Origin of the sequence: Streptomyces sp. NPDC046862 (assembly GCF_040704615.1) — a bacterium.
Taxonomy (GTDB): Bacteria; Actinomycetota; Actinomycetes; order Streptomycetales; family Streptomycetaceae; genus Streptomyces.
Window position 1 is genome coordinate 1 of sequence record NZ_JBEYXP010000048.1, and the last position, 15,579, is coordinate 15,579.

14 protein-coding genes are annotated in these 15,579 nt (G+C 66.6%); 11 read left to right on the top strand and 3 right to left on the bottom strand.

What is annotated here, in order from left to right; genetic code table 11:
* The first annotated feature begins 360 nt into the window (after positions 1-360).
* Positions 361-1,533: a bifunctional class I SAM-dependent methyltransferase/NUDIX hydrolase gene (locus AB0959_RS39100; RefSeq protein WP_366831539.1), complete on the top strand. Its 1,173-nt coding sequence runs from the start codon at positions 361-363 to the stop codon at positions 1,531-1,533.
* Positions 1,534-1,812: 279 nt separating this feature from the next.
* Here the strand turns inward: AB0959_RS39100 and AB0959_RS39105 are convergent, their stop codons facing one another.
* Positions 1,813-2,523, bottom strand: coding sequence for a hypothetical protein (locus AB0959_RS39105; protein ID WP_366831540.1), 711 nt, complete (start codon positions 2,521-2,523; stop codon positions 1,813-1,815).
* A 343-nt stretch (positions 2,524-2,866) separates the two neighbouring features.
* Here AB0959_RS39105 and AB0959_RS39110 point away from each other — a divergent pair, with 343 nt between their 5' ends.
* Positions 2,867-3,892, top strand: coding sequence for a DUF6615 family protein (locus tag AB0959_RS39110; protein ID WP_366831541.1), 1,026 nt, complete (start codon positions 2,867-2,869; stop codon positions 3,890-3,892).
* A gap of 308 nt (positions 3,893-4,200) precedes the next feature.
* On the opposite strand, the gene AB0959_RS39115 is transcribed toward AB0959_RS39110, so the two are convergent.
* On the bottom strand, positions 4,201-4,968 hold the full coding sequence (locus tag AB0959_RS39115) for a hypothetical protein (RefSeq protein WP_366831542.1): 768 nt from the start codon (positions 4,966-4,968) through the stop codon (positions 4,201-4,203).
* Between the two features lie 20 nt (positions 4,969-4,988).
* On the bottom strand, positions 4,989-6,110 hold the full coding sequence (locus tag AB0959_RS39120) for a hypothetical protein (protein ID WP_366831543.1): 1,122 nt from the start codon (positions 6,108-6,110) through the stop codon (positions 4,989-4,991).
* Between the two features lie 498 nt (positions 6,111-6,608).
* On the opposite strand from AB0959_RS39120, the gene AB0959_RS39125 reads away from it, so the two are divergent.
* The 9 genes from AB0959_RS39125 (at position 6,609) to AB0959_RS39165 (ending at position 15,520) form a co-directional block, all read left to right on the top strand.
* The gene (locus tag AB0959_RS39125; RefSeq protein WP_366831544.1) at positions 6,609-6,932 is read left to right on the top strand and encodes a hypothetical protein; all 324 of its coding nucleotides are present in this window, start codon (positions 6,609-6,611) and stop codon (positions 6,930-6,932) included.
* Positions 6,932-7,735: a hypothetical protein gene (locus tag AB0959_RS39130; RefSeq protein ID WP_366831545.1), complete on the top strand. Its 804-nt coding sequence runs from the start codon at positions 6,932-6,934 to the stop codon at positions 7,733-7,735. The genes AB0959_RS39125 and AB0959_RS39130 overlap by 1 nt, the downstream gene beginning before the upstream one ends.
* Entirely contained in the window at positions 7,725-9,284 is a 1,560-nt protein-coding gene (locus AB0959_RS39135) for a hypothetical protein (protein ID WP_366831546.1), read from the top strand. Before AB0959_RS39130 ends, AB0959_RS39135 begins: the two co-directional genes overlap by 11 nt.
* A 31-nt stretch (positions 9,285-9,315) precedes the next feature.
* Positions 9,316-10,815 (top strand): SCO6880 family protein, encoded by a 1,500-nt coding sequence (locus AB0959_RS39140; protein ID WP_366831547.1) that lies wholly within the window; start codon positions 9,316-9,318, stop codon positions 10,813-10,815.
* A gap of 2 nt (positions 10,816-10,817) precedes the next feature.
* Positions 10,818-12,200, top strand: a complete 1,383-nt coding sequence (locus AB0959_RS39145; protein WP_366831548.1) for an ATP/GTP-binding protein — start codon at positions 10,818-10,820, stop codon at positions 12,198-12,200.
* The gene (locus AB0959_RS39150; RefSeq protein WP_366831549.1) at positions 12,197-14,014 is read left to right on the top strand and encodes a TraM recognition domain-containing protein; all 1,818 of its coding nucleotides are present in this window, start codon (positions 12,197-12,199) and stop codon (positions 14,012-14,014) included. Before AB0959_RS39145 ends, AB0959_RS39150 begins: the two co-directional genes overlap by 4 nt.
* Positions 14,007-14,612, top strand: a complete 606-nt coding sequence (locus AB0959_RS39155; RefSeq protein WP_366831550.1) for a hypothetical protein — start codon at positions 14,007-14,009, stop codon at positions 14,610-14,612. Before AB0959_RS39150 ends, AB0959_RS39155 begins: the two co-directional genes overlap by 8 nt.
* Before the next feature lie 22 nt (positions 14,613-14,634).
* On the top strand, positions 14,635-14,964 hold the full coding sequence (locus AB0959_RS39160; protein WP_366831551.1) for a hypothetical protein: 330 nt from the start codon (positions 14,635-14,637) through the stop codon (positions 14,962-14,964).
* Between the two features lie 283 nt (positions 14,965-15,247).
* A complete protein-coding gene (locus AB0959_RS39165) occupies positions 15,248-15,520 on the top strand; it encodes a hypothetical protein (protein WP_366831552.1) in 273 nt (90 codons plus the stop codon).
* The last annotated feature ends 59 nt before the right edge of the window (positions 15,521-15,579 follow it).

Genomic DNA, 15,579 nt, shown 5'->3' on the forward strand with positions numbered 1-15,579 from the left:
GGCCCGGGGGGGGGGGGTTTTCGGCTGGGCTCCGGGCCTCCCCCCCGCCCGGGACACCCCCGGCCCCCCCACGCCCGGGGGCCCCCGCCGCCGGGCCCGGCGGCTGCCGCTTCCTCTCCTGCCCCAAGAACGAAGGAACACCGTGGCTCCTCCTCTCCCGCCGTCGTCTCCCACTTCTGCCGCGCCAACCGAGGCGCCCGCAGCCCTGCACATGGCGCGCGTGGAACCGATGTTCGGCCCCGGCGAGATCCGTACGTCCTGTGTAGAACCCGCCACCCGACCTGTGTCCGAGGCGCTCGCCCCAGGTGCCTCTCTCCCACGTGCCTGCACCAGGCTGGTGCCGACCAAAGGAGCGGCACGGTGAAGCCCGAGGCGACCAATACCGAGGTGTGGACGGAGTACGGCCGCCATCACCTCCAGCGGGCCACCCCTCTGGCGGAGGTGGAGCGGATCGATTGGGGTCCCGGCGGCACCGGGCCGGGCGACGAGATCCTCGGCGACCTGCATGGCATGCGCATGCTGGACCTCGGCTGCGGGCCGGCCCGGCACGCCGCCCATCTCGCCCGCGACCGTGGTGCACGGGTGGACGCCGTCGACTCCTCGGCCACGCAGATCGAGCGCGCACGCATCCGATACCCCCAGCTGACCGGGCTCAACCTGATGTGTGCGGACGCCGTCACGCACCTGCACGCGGCCGTGCCGTACGACGTCATCTACTCCGTCAACGCGTTCCCCTTCATCGACCCGCACCGGCTGCTGCCTGCTCTGGCCGCGGCGCTCAAGCCCGGCGGACGCCTGTACTTCACCGTCCTGCACACCAACTCCCACGGCCACGGCCCCACCACCGCCGTGGCCCCGCGACCGGAGTTTCTGCGCCTGGCCGGTGGCGGGGACTTGACCGTCCAAATGTGGGTGCTCACCCCGGAACTGTGGGAGGACCTCCTGGTCCAGTACGGGCTGCGGGTGGAGACCATCACCGTCCTCGACGCCCCGGAGAAGACTAATCGTGCCTCCTACCGGCTCTTCCAGGCCTACCGCCCGGCCCGCATCACCTCCCGCCCGCGCACCTCCCGACCGCCCGAGGCACACGCGGCGCTCGGCGTCGGCGCCATCTTGCTCAGCCCGCACGGCCTGCTGCTGGGCCGCCACCACCGAGGCACTTTCGAGTTGCCCGGCGGGAGCGTGGAGCCCGGAGAGGCTATGGCGGAGACCGTGGTGCGCGAACTCGCCGAGGAAACCGGACTGACCGCCCGCCCGGCCGACGTCCGTCTGCTCGGCACCCTCGTCGACCACGTCGGCAGCGTCGTGCGCATGACGGTGGGCGCCATCGTCACCGCCTGGCAGGGAACCCCCGCCGACCAGAGCGGCGAAAGCGTCGGCGACTGGCGCTGGTGGCCGCTGGACGGCCTGCCGCCCGGGCTGTTCGTATGCAGTGCCCAGATCCTCACCGCCTGGCGGCCCGACCTGCCCATCGACCACCCACCCGCCGACTTCACCCCCTTCGCCGACCCGGCGCCGGCCTCCCCGAAGTGACCGAGGCCGACCGCACCCACCAACCGCGCGTGATCGCGACCGCTTCTGCTGCCCTGTTCGACCGCAGTCGGTGGCGACGCGAGCAAGGCGACCGCCTCGTTGGGGTACGGCGCATCGTGTACGGCGACTCGGTCGTATGTCTTTCCCAGACCTGCATCGCCTTTCGCAGTCTGTGCCCGAGTCCCTGACCTGGATCCTGGTGAACGGGAGCGTGAGCGCTCCGCCCGCGACAGCTTCGCCCCGTCCTACGGCATGAGTACCCGATGTCGCCCTCTTAGCTTAGAAGCCGGGTACCAGTGCCACCGAGCCTGCCGAGAAGTGAAAGCACAGATTGCCGAACACGGTTTCGGGGCGCGGCTCGGTGTCGCTGCCGTGGTGGTATTCGAGCACGGCGCTCGTGAGGTACTCGCGGGTCCGGTGCCAGTCCAGCAGCTCCTCCTTGGCCACCGAGGTGGCCCACCCGGGGAGGTCCGGACCGGTCTGCACCGCGTGGAGCAGGACGTCTAGGGCGTCGTACCACTCGGCGAGCTGAGCACGATGATGCCGTACCAGCTTGTCGACGCCCCCGGCCCCTTCCTTGGCCGCCACCGCGCGTAGATCCTCGCCTTGAAGGCAAGATTCGCGTGCCTTATGTCTTCTGTCCACGTACCTGGCGTACTGCAGCCGAAACTCCGGCGGAATCCGCGCACCCTCGCGGCTTTTCCAACCGGCCTGGAAGTGGTCCGCGTGCCAGGTCGGCACGTCCGACCGTGGCACCAGGCGCACCTCGGCATCTCCGTCGGTAACCGTGTGGACTGCGTTGCCGACCCGGCACCACGAGGCGTCATCGGCGAAGTACTCCCGCAGCGTTTCCCTCAGTTCATCCAGGTCACCGCCGAACCCGCGTACCAGCGCGACCGACGCACTGGCGACAGGCAGATCGGCGAATGAAACGTCCAGGGCGGTGATGTCGAGTCGGTCCTCGGGCATTTGGATCTCCACCATCGTCATGACCGGAGCGTCGCGCACCCCAGGATGGTCGGATCGGCGACACACTTACAGGTCACCCGTCCGCACCGGGTAGGGCTCGCTCACGTCTGCCGGGATCGGGGCGAGGGCGGGCCTCTCGGCTATTCGGCGCCGACCTCGTAGGGGCCGAATGCCGCCGACGCCCCCGACCGGAATAGTCGGGAGCGCCAATGTCTTGTGTGGCTAGTTGTCAGCGGCCCCCTGCGTTCTTGGCGAGGGCCTTGTCGAGGTGAAGGTCGACGAGGGCCGGAGAGCCGGAGACGACGTCCGGTTTCTCGCTCGCTTCGTACGCTTCATGTCGGTGGCCTTTGGTTAGCTGATGCCCATGATCGGACCCGCATTTCCCCTGCCGAGCACCGACCCCCAGGTGGGTCAGCAGTCTTCGCTGTGCGAGGTGCTGATGTGGATAGCCGGCGACACGTTCCGCTGGCTGCACAACGGCCATCACCGCTACCCCCCTGCGCCTGGTGAGGAAAGCTTTACCGACATGAACATCCGGCACTTGCGTCAGTTCGTTGGCGACCGGGTCAAGGTCTTCCAGTTCACCAAGGACCAGGAGCGTCAGAACGGTGCCGACTGGGAGCTGTGGATCCATAACCGCACTCACGGGGTCGGTCTGCGGATCCAGGCCAAGAAGGCGTCGAAGCAGAGCCGGTACCCCTTCAACTACACCGTCGGGAAAAGGAACGTGTACCAGTGCGACCTGCTCGTCCAGCACGCGCTGGCCGTCGGGTGCGTGCCTGTCTACTTGCTGTACAACCACTGGGATTGGGGCGGCGGGGGCGAGGAGGAAGCGGCTCAGGCAGGGCTTCTATGCGATCACGTTGCCGCTGACGGGTCACACCATGGATGCACGCTCCTGTCGGCGTATCGCGTGCAGAGTGAGGTCGGCCGGAAGGCAGGCGGGCACAATGTGCGTCACAAAGTTCTGTGGGGGGAATCGCTGCCGTGGAACAGGGTGCTGTGCGACCGTCGTGGTGCCGCCAACGCATCGACCTCCCGTTCCAGCAGCAAGATCGTTAGTGACGTATTCGCCGCCGTCAAAGGGATGACGCTCGTGGGCATGGACCGGTCACCGACGTACTCCGCGGGATCAACTCCCGGCCACGGCGCCGGGGAGAACGTTGCCCACGCCCAAACCCCGGACGCGGATCGTGACGATGACGCTCCCGCCATCTTGCGTGGTGGCCCTCACCGGTTGCCACCCCATGTGCTCCAGCTCCTCGAAGCCCATGAGGCGGAACCGCCGGCCCCGCCGGTGCCCACTGTGGCGACCGTGTTGGTGGACGTCAGCGACGACCGAGCGCAGACGCCCCCCACCTGGTTCGAGGGGTGTGTCCGCTACCGGTAGCGGTACAGAGCAGCACGAGCAGGCTCACGCAGACTGGATTGCTCCGTCAGGCCTTGCACTCGGGGGACAGGGTAGGAAGCGCGACTTGGTGGAGATCAGTAGCCGCTGCGCCGACCGCGTCGCCAGGCCCAGAACCCGCCAACGGCGGCTATGCCAAGGGCCTGCAATGCAGCGACAGAGCCGCCAGGTGCACCGGCGACCTTCGACGCGGCGAGGATTCCAGTGACTATGAGGGTGTACGGCAGTAGGAAGATGATGGTGCGGCCGATACGAACGGGATTCATGGGTCAAGTATCCGCATTTGTCTGCTAGTTGGCCAGGGCGATTCGCCGCGTCCGACGGTTGATGGCCTGAACCGCCGAGTCAGAGTTCGGGATGGTGATGTCCTGAAGAAGCTTGACTACGTGCGGGGCGGACGCCTTCGCGTCCTCGGGCTGAAGGCGAAGCCAGCAGCCGAGTGCGTTGCCGACGGCGCGGATTGTGGTGCTGTGCCGCGGGCCGAGATGGAGGTGCCACGACCGAGCCATGAAGATCCAGATCTGCAGTCCGTATCGGTAGTCCTGGGTGAGCCAGGCGATGTCACCGCGTACGAGGCCGACTGCCAGGGTGTACAGGTGGCTCGGGCCATACTGGGCGGAGAACTCGGCGAGCAACTGATCGGCGTCGCGGGCCGCTTCGGTGAAGTGGTCCTGGTTAGCGGTTGCGCATGTGGACGCGAGTCGGCCGCGGTAGGGCTCAGGCAGCGGCTCGTACGGCCGGTCGGCTGGTACGGGATCCGCTGTGTGTGGCGACGACGCGGGAGGGGCCAGCATGCCGGTCGTCTGAGGCAAGTTCGGTTGGTCGGGGACTTGTGATTCGTCGTCCAGGGGATGGCTGGTGCCGTCAGTGTTGACCTGGATCGATGTCGTGTACTGAGCCTGCTCGTCTTGGATCACGGCGCGGATCGGCATCTCCAGCGCGGCAGCCTCCAACTGGAGGTGGGCCAGGACGGCTTCGTTGAGGGAGACGTCGGGGGGCGGGGTGAAGTACTCCTCGTCAATGAAGCAGATCCCATCAGGGGTGATCCGAACCTGCACTGCATCAGTAGGTATTGCGTTCACTGCTGGCCCGCCTTCTTGTCCGGGAGGAGCGGGATGGTGCTGATACCGCCGGCGCTCGGGAAGCTCGGCTCGGCCCATCCGCGGTATCGCAGCCGCCAGGCGCCGTCCGTGAGGTCTTTCCGCGGAACGATCGCGATCTTGCCCTGGCGTGGGTAGTCGTCGCCGACGTCGTTGCTGGCGACCTGATCGTTGCCCAGGTAGAGGGCGACGTGCCCCGCTGACTCGCCGGTGTCGTAGAAGAGCAGCGCCCCTGGGGGTGGTGACATGTTGCCGGGGTGAGCGAGCCCTGCGTCCACGAGCCGGTTCCAGTGAACGTTGGCGGTTGCGGATCCGGAGGAGCCCCAGCCATAGGCCTGGGCGACGAAGTTGTCGCACATCCGGTACCAGCCTGTCTTGCCCGCCTCGCTCCGGGCGCTGGAGATCGCCTGGGCAACGGTGCGCGGATTCTTGACCTTGAACTTGGTGTTGGGGTCCGTGCCGCCGGAAGCGGCAGGGTCGTTGCAGCCCGTGCTGATCGAGGTCACGGCGTGGGTTCCCCACGTCTTGGCCACGAGCGAGCCGGCCGCGGACTCCCACTTGGCGTACTCGTCGCGGTGCTCCTCGGCAGGGAGCTGGATGCTCGCGGCGACTTTGGTCAGGGACTTCTTCTGCCAGTTGTCAATGTTGATGAGCCTGTCGTAGAACTTCCCGGCTGCGTATACAGGGTCGGTGAGCTGGCTGACCGTTCCCCAGCCCTGTGAGGGCCGCTGCTGGAAGAGCCCCACGCTGTCCGCATGACCATGGTGCAGGTTGTCGAGCGTGCTCTCCTGCATGGCGGTCGCAACGGCGATGACGGCAGCACGAGGCGAGAGGTCCCGGGTGCGGGCGACATTGGTGATGGTGCTCGCGTTGCGGATCTGACTAGCGGTCCACTTCGCACTGTTCTGTGCGCCTTCCGGGTGTAGCGGCACGGTCACCTGGATGTTGACGGCCTTCTGTGAGCCGTCGAACTTGGGCGCTTCCCCTCCCGCGCCGGCTCCGCTTTCCCCATCGCCCACTGGCTGGAGGCCGGTCTGGCACGTGTTGGCGTTGGCTTCAGTCGTGGCGCCGCTGACCGCAAGAACGCAGAGCGAGAGCACCGAGACACCTGCCGCGGCGACTCCTATCGCTGCCTTACCTAGCCCATTCATCCGACCTCAGTCATAAACGTGTGTTGATGATATGAGGTCAGTGAACAGTAATCACGACGCGAGAGCTACCCGCGTTGGGGTTCTGTGAGGTCACCCGGAGGCAGGCTTGTCGAGTGTTTGGTGCCACTCGACAGCTGCCACTCGCTGGCGCTTGGAGTGGCCGGAAGGGTGCCCTTGAGCGTTAATCAGTGCCGCATGGATCAAGTTAAACATCCCAATGAACTGCGTCCTTGAGTAGCCAAGGGTTGTAGCTGTAGCGCTCTGGAGGGAGGCGTTGCCTGGAGTCGACTCCGAGTTCGGGGGTGCCCCTCAAGGTGCACTCTCGGCGTCGGGCCGCAGTCTCTCAATCTGTAAACGCTTGTTGTCAAGTTTGCATGTATGTACCTTTCACTGTCACGGCCCGAGTTCGGGCCTGCCTCCGAAACGAGGGTGGAAGGGAGTCGGGGGATGCCCGTTTCGCAACACCTGGTGGATCTTGCTGCTAGTGGTGACATCGGCACCCTCGTGAACGGGCTGTCTCCGGAGTGGGGCCCATTCGGGGCGCTGGGGACGACCGGGCGGACGGTGATTCAGGCCCTAATGGCTGGCGTCGTGCTCGTGCTGCTGGGGCGCGCGATCCTCGGCGCAGTGCACCTGAAGGTCGGCGAAGGCCAACACGACGTGGCCCAGGTCAGCAAGGGCAAGAAGGAGATCGCCGGCAGCCTCGTCGGGGCCTTCGTCGTCGCCTCAATAGGGACAATCTTCACAATCGTTTACGGGATGGGTATCTGATGGCCCGCCAGAACACCCCTGGCCGGGGTACCCGAGTCCTGGTCGATGAGATCCCGACGGACGCGAAGAGCGGCAAGCCCTGGTGGCGGGGCATGGCGGTCACCGGAGTGATCTTCCTCGCGCTGGTCATCCTCGCCGTGTTCATGAGCCTTTCCGGCGGTAGCGGCGGCTCGACTTCCGACGGCTCGTCCGATGGCCAGAGCCAGACTGCACCGGCGGAGCGGAACGACACCGGAGGAGACACCAAGAGCACCGCCAAGAAGTTGGTCAGCGGTGTCCCGGTCGGCTACACCCACAACCAAGCTGGCGCTGTTCAGGCGGCGGTGAACTACCAGGTGGCTCGATCGTCTGCAGCGTACTTCACCGATGAGAAGGTCCGGCACGCGATCCTCGCCGCGATGATGACCAGCCAGGCGCTGGACCGGCAGGTCCGCAACGACGACAACGGGATGCAGCAGGTCCTCACTTCACTGGGTGTCACCAGTGGCAACGAGGACAAGTTGGTCGCACGGGGTGCGGCGATGGGCACCCGGGTCACCACGTACACCGATCAGGTGGCCACCGTCGAGGTGTGGATGGCCGGACTCGTCGGTGTCACGGATAAGAGCGCTCCGATGCCCGTGTCCGCGTCATGGACCACCTACACGCTGACGCTGCAGTGGCAGTCCGGTGACTGGAAGTTGGCCTCGATCACATCCGTCAACGGTCCGACCCCTCTGGACGCAGGCAGCGACGACCCCACGAGCGTGGACGAGTTCCGCACGGCAGATCGGGAGTTCAATGCGCCCCCGTATGTCGGCTGAGACTCTGTATCGGGTGCGGACCCGGCTGACCTGGATCATCGGCCTGACCGCCACACTCACCCTGATGCTCGCGCCAGGCCAGGCTCAGGCGAACGACTTTTCTGACTGGTCCTGCAAGAACATCCCGTTCGCGGACAAGGTCTGCAACGTCGTCGAGAAGACGAACCAGGCGATCGACTTCGCGAGCGATCCCCTGGGGTACATTGCCCAGTTCTTCAACAACGCCGTTACCAGCCTCTTCACCCAGATGATGAAGGCACTCGGCTCAACCACGAGGATCGACTGGCAGGACCCCGGGTTTCTCAGGACCTACACCATGGCGTTCGCCGCTTCCACGGTGCTGACTGTGATCCTTTGGCTGGTCGCCGTGGTCAAGAGGGCGATTCAGGGGGTGCAGCCGCTCCAGGCGATGGGGGAGTCGATCGGTTTCCTCCTCATGTCGGTGCTTGTCTCCGCCTTCGCACCGTTGGCGGTCGCATACACCGTGCGGGTGTTCGACGAGGCCGCGGAGGCCATGTTCAAGCCGGTGGCGGGAGACGCTGCCGACATGGTCGTCGCCGTTACGACGGCGATGCTCGTGCTGATGAAGATTCCTGGTGGCGCGGTCATCGTGATCTTCTTCAGTTTGGCGTTGCTGGGGGCCGTGGCCGGTGTGTGGTTGGAGCTCGTCGTTCGCAATGCGCTGATCTTGTCGGGGCTGGTCTTCGGGCCGACTGTTTTCAGCGGCCTGGTCGACCGTGACCTGTGGGGGCACACCAAGCGCTGGTGCGGAGTGATGGTCGCGATCATCGCCTCGAAGTACGTCACCTTCACCGTCATCGCGCTCGCCACGGGCACGCTCGCGTCCGAGTCCCCGAATCCCAGCCTGGCCCAGTCCTTCGCCACCGTCTTCACCGCGATCGCGCTGTTGTTCCTCGCCTTCTACATGCCCTTCCAGCTCTCGAAGTTCATCCCCATATTCGGCGACGAGCTGCGCGACATGTACGCGGCGCGTGACGACCTCAAGGGTCGGGCCAAGAACGTCGGAAACCAGGTGGGCGACTCCTACGGCGAACTCAAGTCGCGGATGGGCGGAGGCAACGGCGGCGGATCCGGCGAAGACGACGACGGAGGAGAGGCCGACGCGGCGGACGGCGACGCCATGAGCGGCGGAGAAACCGAGGGAGCCACCCAAGCCGGGGCGGTCGAAGGAGCCGCTGCCGCGACTGGTGCCGGCACGGCGGCCGTGGCCGCGAAGAAGGGCGTCGACAAGACCAAGGACGAGGCCGAAGCCGCGGTCAAACGGGGTGTCGACGGGGCAACCGCCGGTCTCGACTCCGGCGGCTCAGCGGCGCAGTCGTCCGACGGCAGTGACTCCGACGGCCGCGGTGACCACGCCACCGGAGGGGAAGCACCGTCTGCCGTCAGTACTCCCGAGGCCGGAGGGCCGGACAGCGTGCCAGTCGGCGAGGAGCCGATGGATCCAGGAGGACCGCAGTCCTGGCCGCCGCCAGAGCCTCCGGGCGAGCAGCCGGAACCGCCCCCGCCGGCGGACGAGGAGATGCGCTGATGTCCGTCCCGTCGCACGACCAGGAGTAGTTGTGGCACGCACCTTCACATACCCCCGGCCGAGGCCTCGCGGACTGCTCGGCCGGAAGCTCGAAGCCGATGAGCAGCTCGTCTTGGGAGCCGGGCTCGTCGGCGGACTCCTCGCGGCCTGGATCCTCGCGGGCATCGTACTGAAGATCGTCGGCTTCGTGCTGATCGCGGGCACCTGCGCCTGGGCAACTCTCGCGCCCTACAAAGGGCGGACCTACGTCCGGTGGTTCGAGATCAACCGGACCTACAAGAAGCTGCTGCGTGACGGCTCGCTGCTGTACAAGTCGAAGGCGCCGTACGCAGGCCGATTCGCCGACGGCCGCCGCGTCCCCGTCGACGTGCCCGTCGGCGTCCCCCGCAACATGCAGTGGATCACGGCCCGCACCGCCTTCGGCGAGATCGCGATCGTGCTGCAACCGGACGAGCTGATGTTTACGGCCGTCGTAGAGGTGGAAGGCCAGCGCGACTTCGGCAGCCTCGACACCGCGGACAAAGAGGCTCTGATCCGGGCCTACGAACACCTGCTCAAGACCACGGCCGACAGCGGAGGCCGGATTCGCCGCCTTCAGTGGATCAGCAGGGTCATCCCCACGGACCCCAACGCCCACGCCCGGGACGCCGCCGACCGCCGCGATGCCGACAGCCCGTCGTGGCTGCAGCAGTCGTACGACGACCTGATCCGACGCGTCGCGGTCACAGCAGAAGACCGTCGGCTGCTGCTCGTGGTGGGCATCCCCTATACCTCCGACCTGGTCGCCGAGGCCCGTCGCTACAACACCCTCCACGAGGGTTACGCGATCACTCTCGGTCAGGAGATCGAGAGCTTCATCCGGACGCTGGGACGCGGACAGCTGCGCCACGTGCGCAATTTCGACGAAGCCGGCCTGGCCTCCTACCTGCATCACTCGTACGACCCCAGCCACTGGATCGACGACACCACCGGGATGGACCGGGTCACGTGCTGGCCGGCCGAACTGGATGCCCGGAACAAGAAGTACATGGCCTCCCGCAGCTGGGAGGCCTCCGAGGACAACTGGTACTCGATGACCGCCTGGGTGAAGGAACTTCCCGTGCTTCCGGTCGGCATCAATTTCCTCGCGCCCGTCTTGCTCTACATCCAGGACATCATCCTGTCGGTGTCCGTGGTGATGGATCTTGTCCCCACCGACCAGGCCATCACCGAGGCGATGGCGGATGCCACGAACGAGCTGGGCCAGGCGGACAAGAAGGCCGGCCGCATCGAGGACCCCCGGGAGCAGAAGGCCCAGCGTGCCTCGCTCAGCACCATGCGGGACATCGCCGACGGGGCAGCGGGCACGCGGCTCGCAGCCTGGATCACCGTTACCTCGCCTTCCCTCGATGCCCTGCGCCGGGATGCCGACACCGTCCGCGCCGGCGCCACCCGCGCCGGACTGCGGCTGGAGTGGTGCGACGCCGAGCACTACAGGGCCTTCGCCAACACCCTGCCTTTCAACGCCGGGCTCTTGAAGGAAGGGCTGTAGCGATGCTGGAGATGCTGCGGCGGCAGTCACAGACGCGGCGACGGGCCATGCGCTCGACCACTAGCCACGCCTGCGGTCTCTACCCGGCGGTCGGCGCGGCCAGCATGGACCCCCGTGGCGTGATCATCGGCCGGGAGGCCTACAGCGGTAAGGCGTACATCTACGACCCGTTCATCCTCTACAACCCGCGGGCACGCGTCCGACTCGCCAGCGGGCACGCACTGATCTTGGGTAAGAGCGGATACGGCAAGTCCGCATTGGAGAAGACGTACGTCCTGCGCCAACTGCGCTTCAGGGACCGGAACTTCGCCGTTCTGGACGCGCAGGGCGAGGACGGTGCCGGCGAATGGGACGGCATCGCCCGACAACTGGGCATCACGCCGATCCGCCTGGTCTACGGCGCGGGTGACGCTGGTGAAGGGGTACGGATCAACCCTCTCGACCCCCGGATACCTGCAGAGCACCAGTTCAAGGTGCTCGTGTCCATGATGGAGATCCTCACCGGCACACTTACCTCTCAGGCCAAGTTCGCCCTGGCCGAGGCCCACAAGACCGCGACCGCTGCCGCGCTCGAACAGCAGCGTGTGGTGATCCTCTCCGACGTTCTGGACGCCCTGACCGCTCCCAAGCAGACCCTCCTCGGTCAACAGCCCGTCATGCCCGAGGAGTTGGTGGAGTGGGGCCAGCCGGCAGCGCTGGCCCTGGACGAGCTGTGCAACCCCAGCCGCGACTTGAGCGGGATGTTCGACGGGCCGACGACCGCAGGGATCGATCTCGACGCCCGTTTGATCATCTTCGATTTGACGAAGCTGCCGCGCGAGGGCGAAGCCATGCCGCTGCTGATGGCGGTCATAGGGCCCTGGCTGAGGTTCGGATGGATCAAGCCAAACGACCGGATCAAAAGAACTTTGATCGTCGAGGAGGCCTGGCACATACTCTCCCACCGGCCGGTCGCGAGGCTGTTTGAGGAACTGGTCAGGTACGGCAGGCGCCTTGGGTTGTCCTTCTGGGCGGTACTTCACCACCTCGGGGATCTGCTGCTGGACCAGGCTCCCGAGGCGGCTGCCATCTTGAAACTGACGGCGACCCGGGTCCTGTATCACATGGACCGGGACGAGGCCGAGACCACGGCTGACTACCTGGGACTGCCCGACTGGGCGCGCAAGGCGCTGGCGGACGGATCCAACGTGTGTGCCCCGGGGCGGGGCATCTGGCAGGTGGGCTCGCGGATCAACCTCGTGGAACATATCCGGACGCCGCTGGAGATCCGTCTGACGGACACAAACCGCCGGATGACCGAAACAGGCCCGGGAGAGCCCGCGGACCGCCACGGCGCACAGGCGTCGGCCCCGATAATGCGCCTCAGTAAGGGGGCCGCGGCATGATGCCGAAAGCCGCCACGCCACAGACCGCGGCACGACTGCGCCTCGGGCGCGACACCGTGTGGATCATCCCCCTGGTCGCGGCGTTCGTGCTCACGGCGCTGCTGTGGCTGACCGCGCTGGTGTCCGGGGTCCTGGCTCACGGACGGCCGGCGGCCATCAGCTGGGACTCGGCGGGCAACGCGGTCGTCGCAGTCTTCCGGCACCCCGGTGACCCCTCGGCAGCATGGCCGCCCAGTGCTGGCGTCGCGGGCCCCTTCGTGTTCTGGCCCACCTTCCTCGTCCTGCTCGCCGGCGCGATCTGGGGAGCGTGGAAGACGTACTGGTGGTGGAAGCACCGTGGTGCCGATGGCGCCGACGGGATGGCCTCCCGGGCTCAGCTGGACAAGGCCATGGGCGAGCAGCAGGCGCTGTCCCGTGCCGGATCGCTGCGTCCGACGCTCGTCGAGCAGAACGCCAAGGCCATCACCATTCGCGACGTCGCCGTCTACATCGGCAGCGCAGACCCCTCGGAAATCCATCTGTGGATCACGATCGAGGAATCGATGATTCTGGTCGCCCCGCCGCGCGAGGGAAAGACCTCCCAGATTATCCTCCCCGAAATCCTCGAATTCCGTGGAACGGTCCTCGCGACCAGCAGCAAGACAGACGTCCTCTACAACACCGCGATTCTGCGGCAGGAACATGGTCCTGTTTGGGTTTTGGATCCTACAGGGCTGTCCGGCTGGCCGAATCAGCTGCGCTGGCCTTTGACCGCAGGCTGCGAAGAGTACCAGGTCGCGCGAAAGCGGGCCGAGACTCTCGCGGCAACAACGAAAAGCGAAGAAGGGACAAAGAACGGCGGTTATTTCGCGCTCAACGCGAAAACTCTTATTACCTGCTGGCTGCATGCTGCAGCCCTGCACAAGCGTCCGGTCCTCGACGTGTTGGCCTGGGCGACGGACCCGGACAACCGTGAAGCCGTTGACCTGCTGGCGGCGAAGGGCAAGCACCTGCTCGCCGCCGCGCTCGCCGGTCAGCATGCGGCGGCCGAGGAGGAGCGTTCCGCCACCTGGAGGACTGCGGAGCAGAGTTTCATCGCGCTCTATGACGAGAAGGTCGCCGAGATCTTCGCTCCCCAGGGGGACGTGGAAGTCTTCGACATCGAAACGTACCTAAGGGAGTCCGGAACGCTGTTCCTGATCGGTGAGGACGAAGAAGGCAGTGCCTTGGCGCCGCTTAATGCGGCATTCGCCAAAGCGATGTTTGACACCGCCAAGAGGGTCGCCGCCCGCAGCCCTAACGGCCGTCTACCGATTCCGCTCGGCTGTTTCCTGGACGAGCTTGCCAATGTCGCACCGCTGCCGGAAATTCCGAGCCTGATGAGCGTCAGCGGATCGCAGAACATCTTCATCATGGCGGTGCTCCAGGGCTACGCCCAGGCCGAAGAGCGATGGGGCACCCTCGGCGTAAGGAAAATGTTCGCCAGCGGCACTGTGAAGGTCTTCCTGGGCGGTATCAGCGACCCCGAAGAACTGAAGTCGTACAGCTCCCTCGCGGGTGAGTTCGACGAGGACGTGGAGACCGTCTCCGACGACGGGGACCGTGTCTCGGTGTCCACGTCGGTCCGCCGCCGAGCCGTCGTCGAGCCGGCCACGATCCGCATGATCCCCGAACGCGGCGGGATGGTGTTCCACCGCCGGACCCCCGCCACCCTCGTCAAGTTCGTTCGCGCCCACGAAGGTCCGCGGGCGGCGGAGATCAAGGAAGCCACGCGCAGGGCGCACGAACTGGTCGACGACCGCGTCCGGCTGGAGAAGGCGCGCGGCCATGGCTAGCGGCTTCGATGACATCTTCGCCGAACTCACCAACATCAACGCCGAGCAGGTACTCCTCAGCGAGCGCGTCAAGTTGCTGGAGGAGCAGCTGTCGGCTGCAGGGACGTCCGGCAGTGAGGACGAGGACGGCGGGAAGGAACGCGCGGCCGGCGAGCCGGTGCGGTGGCACGAACTCGGTGACGAGGAACACGCCGTGCTCTGGCCGCAGTTCGTCGCGTGGGTGATCTGGGCGGCGGACCGGTACGAGATGACGACGGATCAGTTGCCGCGCCAGTGCTGGTGGAAACACGGGGCGGTCGTGGAAGAGCTCACGGCGCTGTGGACCTCCTACGAATCGGCGTACGCGAGCGGGGAGGACGGAGGCTCCGCGCCGTACCTGTGGCAAGACGCCCTGGCCCGGGCCGTGGAGCGCATGGGCCGGTTCTGGCTCGGTTCCTGCCGAAACGGCCAGCACAAGGCCCGGCACCGTGATGCCGCCTGGGGCGGGGACGCGGACTACCTTGCCCTGCTCCTAGCCGCCGGGAGACCCGAGTTCGACGGCGAGCCCGGCACGAGCCACGAAGGCCCTCCGCAAGCCGACGAGGACGGTAACGGATGACGACACGAGCCGGGAGCCAGACATGGCGATGAACAGGTACGGGCGCGCCGCTCTTGCCCACTGGCGACAGCATCTGCCGCGCCAGTACGGCACGCTGCCGGATCCCCTGGCGTTCTTCACCAATCTCGGCGAGACGGCCGAGCGGCAGGCCGGGGAACTGTCGGACGCGATGGTCCTCGAAGGCACGCCCGACGGTGGAGAGACCGCCGAACAGCGCTCCCGCCGAGCCCTCTCCGCCAAGGACGAGGCCGAACAGGTCGTGCTCCAGGAGCTGATCCGACCACCCGCTGCCTTCTTCCCGAAGGGTGGCGCCTCCGCCCGTGATCACGCCTTTCCGCCACCCCCTTCCTAGTCCCGGACCACCAGCCGTACCCGCCCCGGGCTCGGGGCCCCGATGCACAGATCTGCCTTTCGTAGTGGGGAGCAGGCGTTGAGTACTCCGCAGCAGCCCGCCGACGACAATTCGATCAACGACAACGGCTTCCTGCCTGGCCTGGACTTCGATGCCCAGGACAGCCCGGCGCGGGGAGGGGCTGCGGCACGCCCGGACGATCCGGCGACAGGAGAAGATGCTTCGGGGAGCCCGTCCCCGGCCACGGCATCCAACAGCGCTGAGCATGCAGGGGAGTTCGACGATGAATCGGTACGGCGAGCAGGCGATGGAGCACTGGAAGGAGAACAGGCCCCAGGCGTACCGGGAGCTGGAGGACCCCGAGGAGTTCTTCACGGACCTCGGGGAGGAGATCGCGCAGGGAATCGAGACGCGAGCCAGGGCGCTGGCGGGCAGGGAGCCGGAAGGGGAGGGATACATGCAGCGCCTGCAGCGGCTGAACACCGCCCGGCTGGAGGCGGAGGGCGAGGTGCTGCGGGAGAGGGTGCTCCTGGAGGAGGAACCGGACCAGGAATAGCGGAGCCTGCACGGCCCGGGCCACGTACGGAGCGGGAGCGGGTCGCCGCGAACATCGCG

What these genes read in the sequence shown, in the direction of transcription:
- AB0959_RS39105 (WP_366831540.1), bottom strand. Translation starts at nt 2,523, where the DNA reads ATGACGATGGTGGAGATCCAAATGCCCGAGGACCGACTCGACATCACC.
- AB0959_RS39110 (WP_366831541.1), top strand. Translation starts at nt 2,867, where the DNA reads ATGATCGGACCCGCATTTCCCCTGCCGAGCACCGACCCCCAGGTGGGT.
- AB0959_RS39125 (WP_366831544.1), top strand. Translation starts at nt 6,609, where the DNA reads ATGCCCGTTTCGCAACACCTGGTGGATCTTGCTGCTAGTGGTGACATC.
- AB0959_RS39130 (WP_366831545.1), top strand. Translation starts at nt 6,932, where the DNA reads ATGGCCCGCCAGAACACCCCTGGCCGGGGTACCCGAGTCCTGGTCGAT.
- AB0959_RS39135 (WP_366831546.1), top strand. Translation starts at nt 7,725, where the DNA reads ATGTCGGCTGAGACTCTGTATCGGGTGCGGACCCGGCTGACCTGGATC.
- AB0959_RS39145 (WP_366831548.1), top strand. Translation starts at nt 10,818, where the DNA reads ATGCTGGAGATGCTGCGGCGGCAGTCACAGACGCGGCGACGGGCCATG.
- AB0959_RS39150 (WP_366831549.1), top strand. Translation starts at nt 12,197, where the DNA reads ATGATGCCGAAAGCCGCCACGCCACAGACCGCGGCACGACTGCGCCTC.
- AB0959_RS39155 (WP_366831550.1), top strand. Translation starts at nt 14,007, where the DNA reads ATGGCTAGCGGCTTCGATGACATCTTCGCCGAACTCACCAACATCAAC.
- AB0959_RS39160 (WP_366831551.1), top strand. Translation starts at nt 14,635, where the DNA reads ATGGCGATGAACAGGTACGGGCGCGCCGCTCTTGCCCACTGGCGACAG.
- AB0959_RS39165 (WP_366831552.1), top strand. Translation starts at nt 15,248, where the DNA reads ATGAATCGGTACGGCGAGCAGGCGATGGAGCACTGGAAGGAGAACAGG.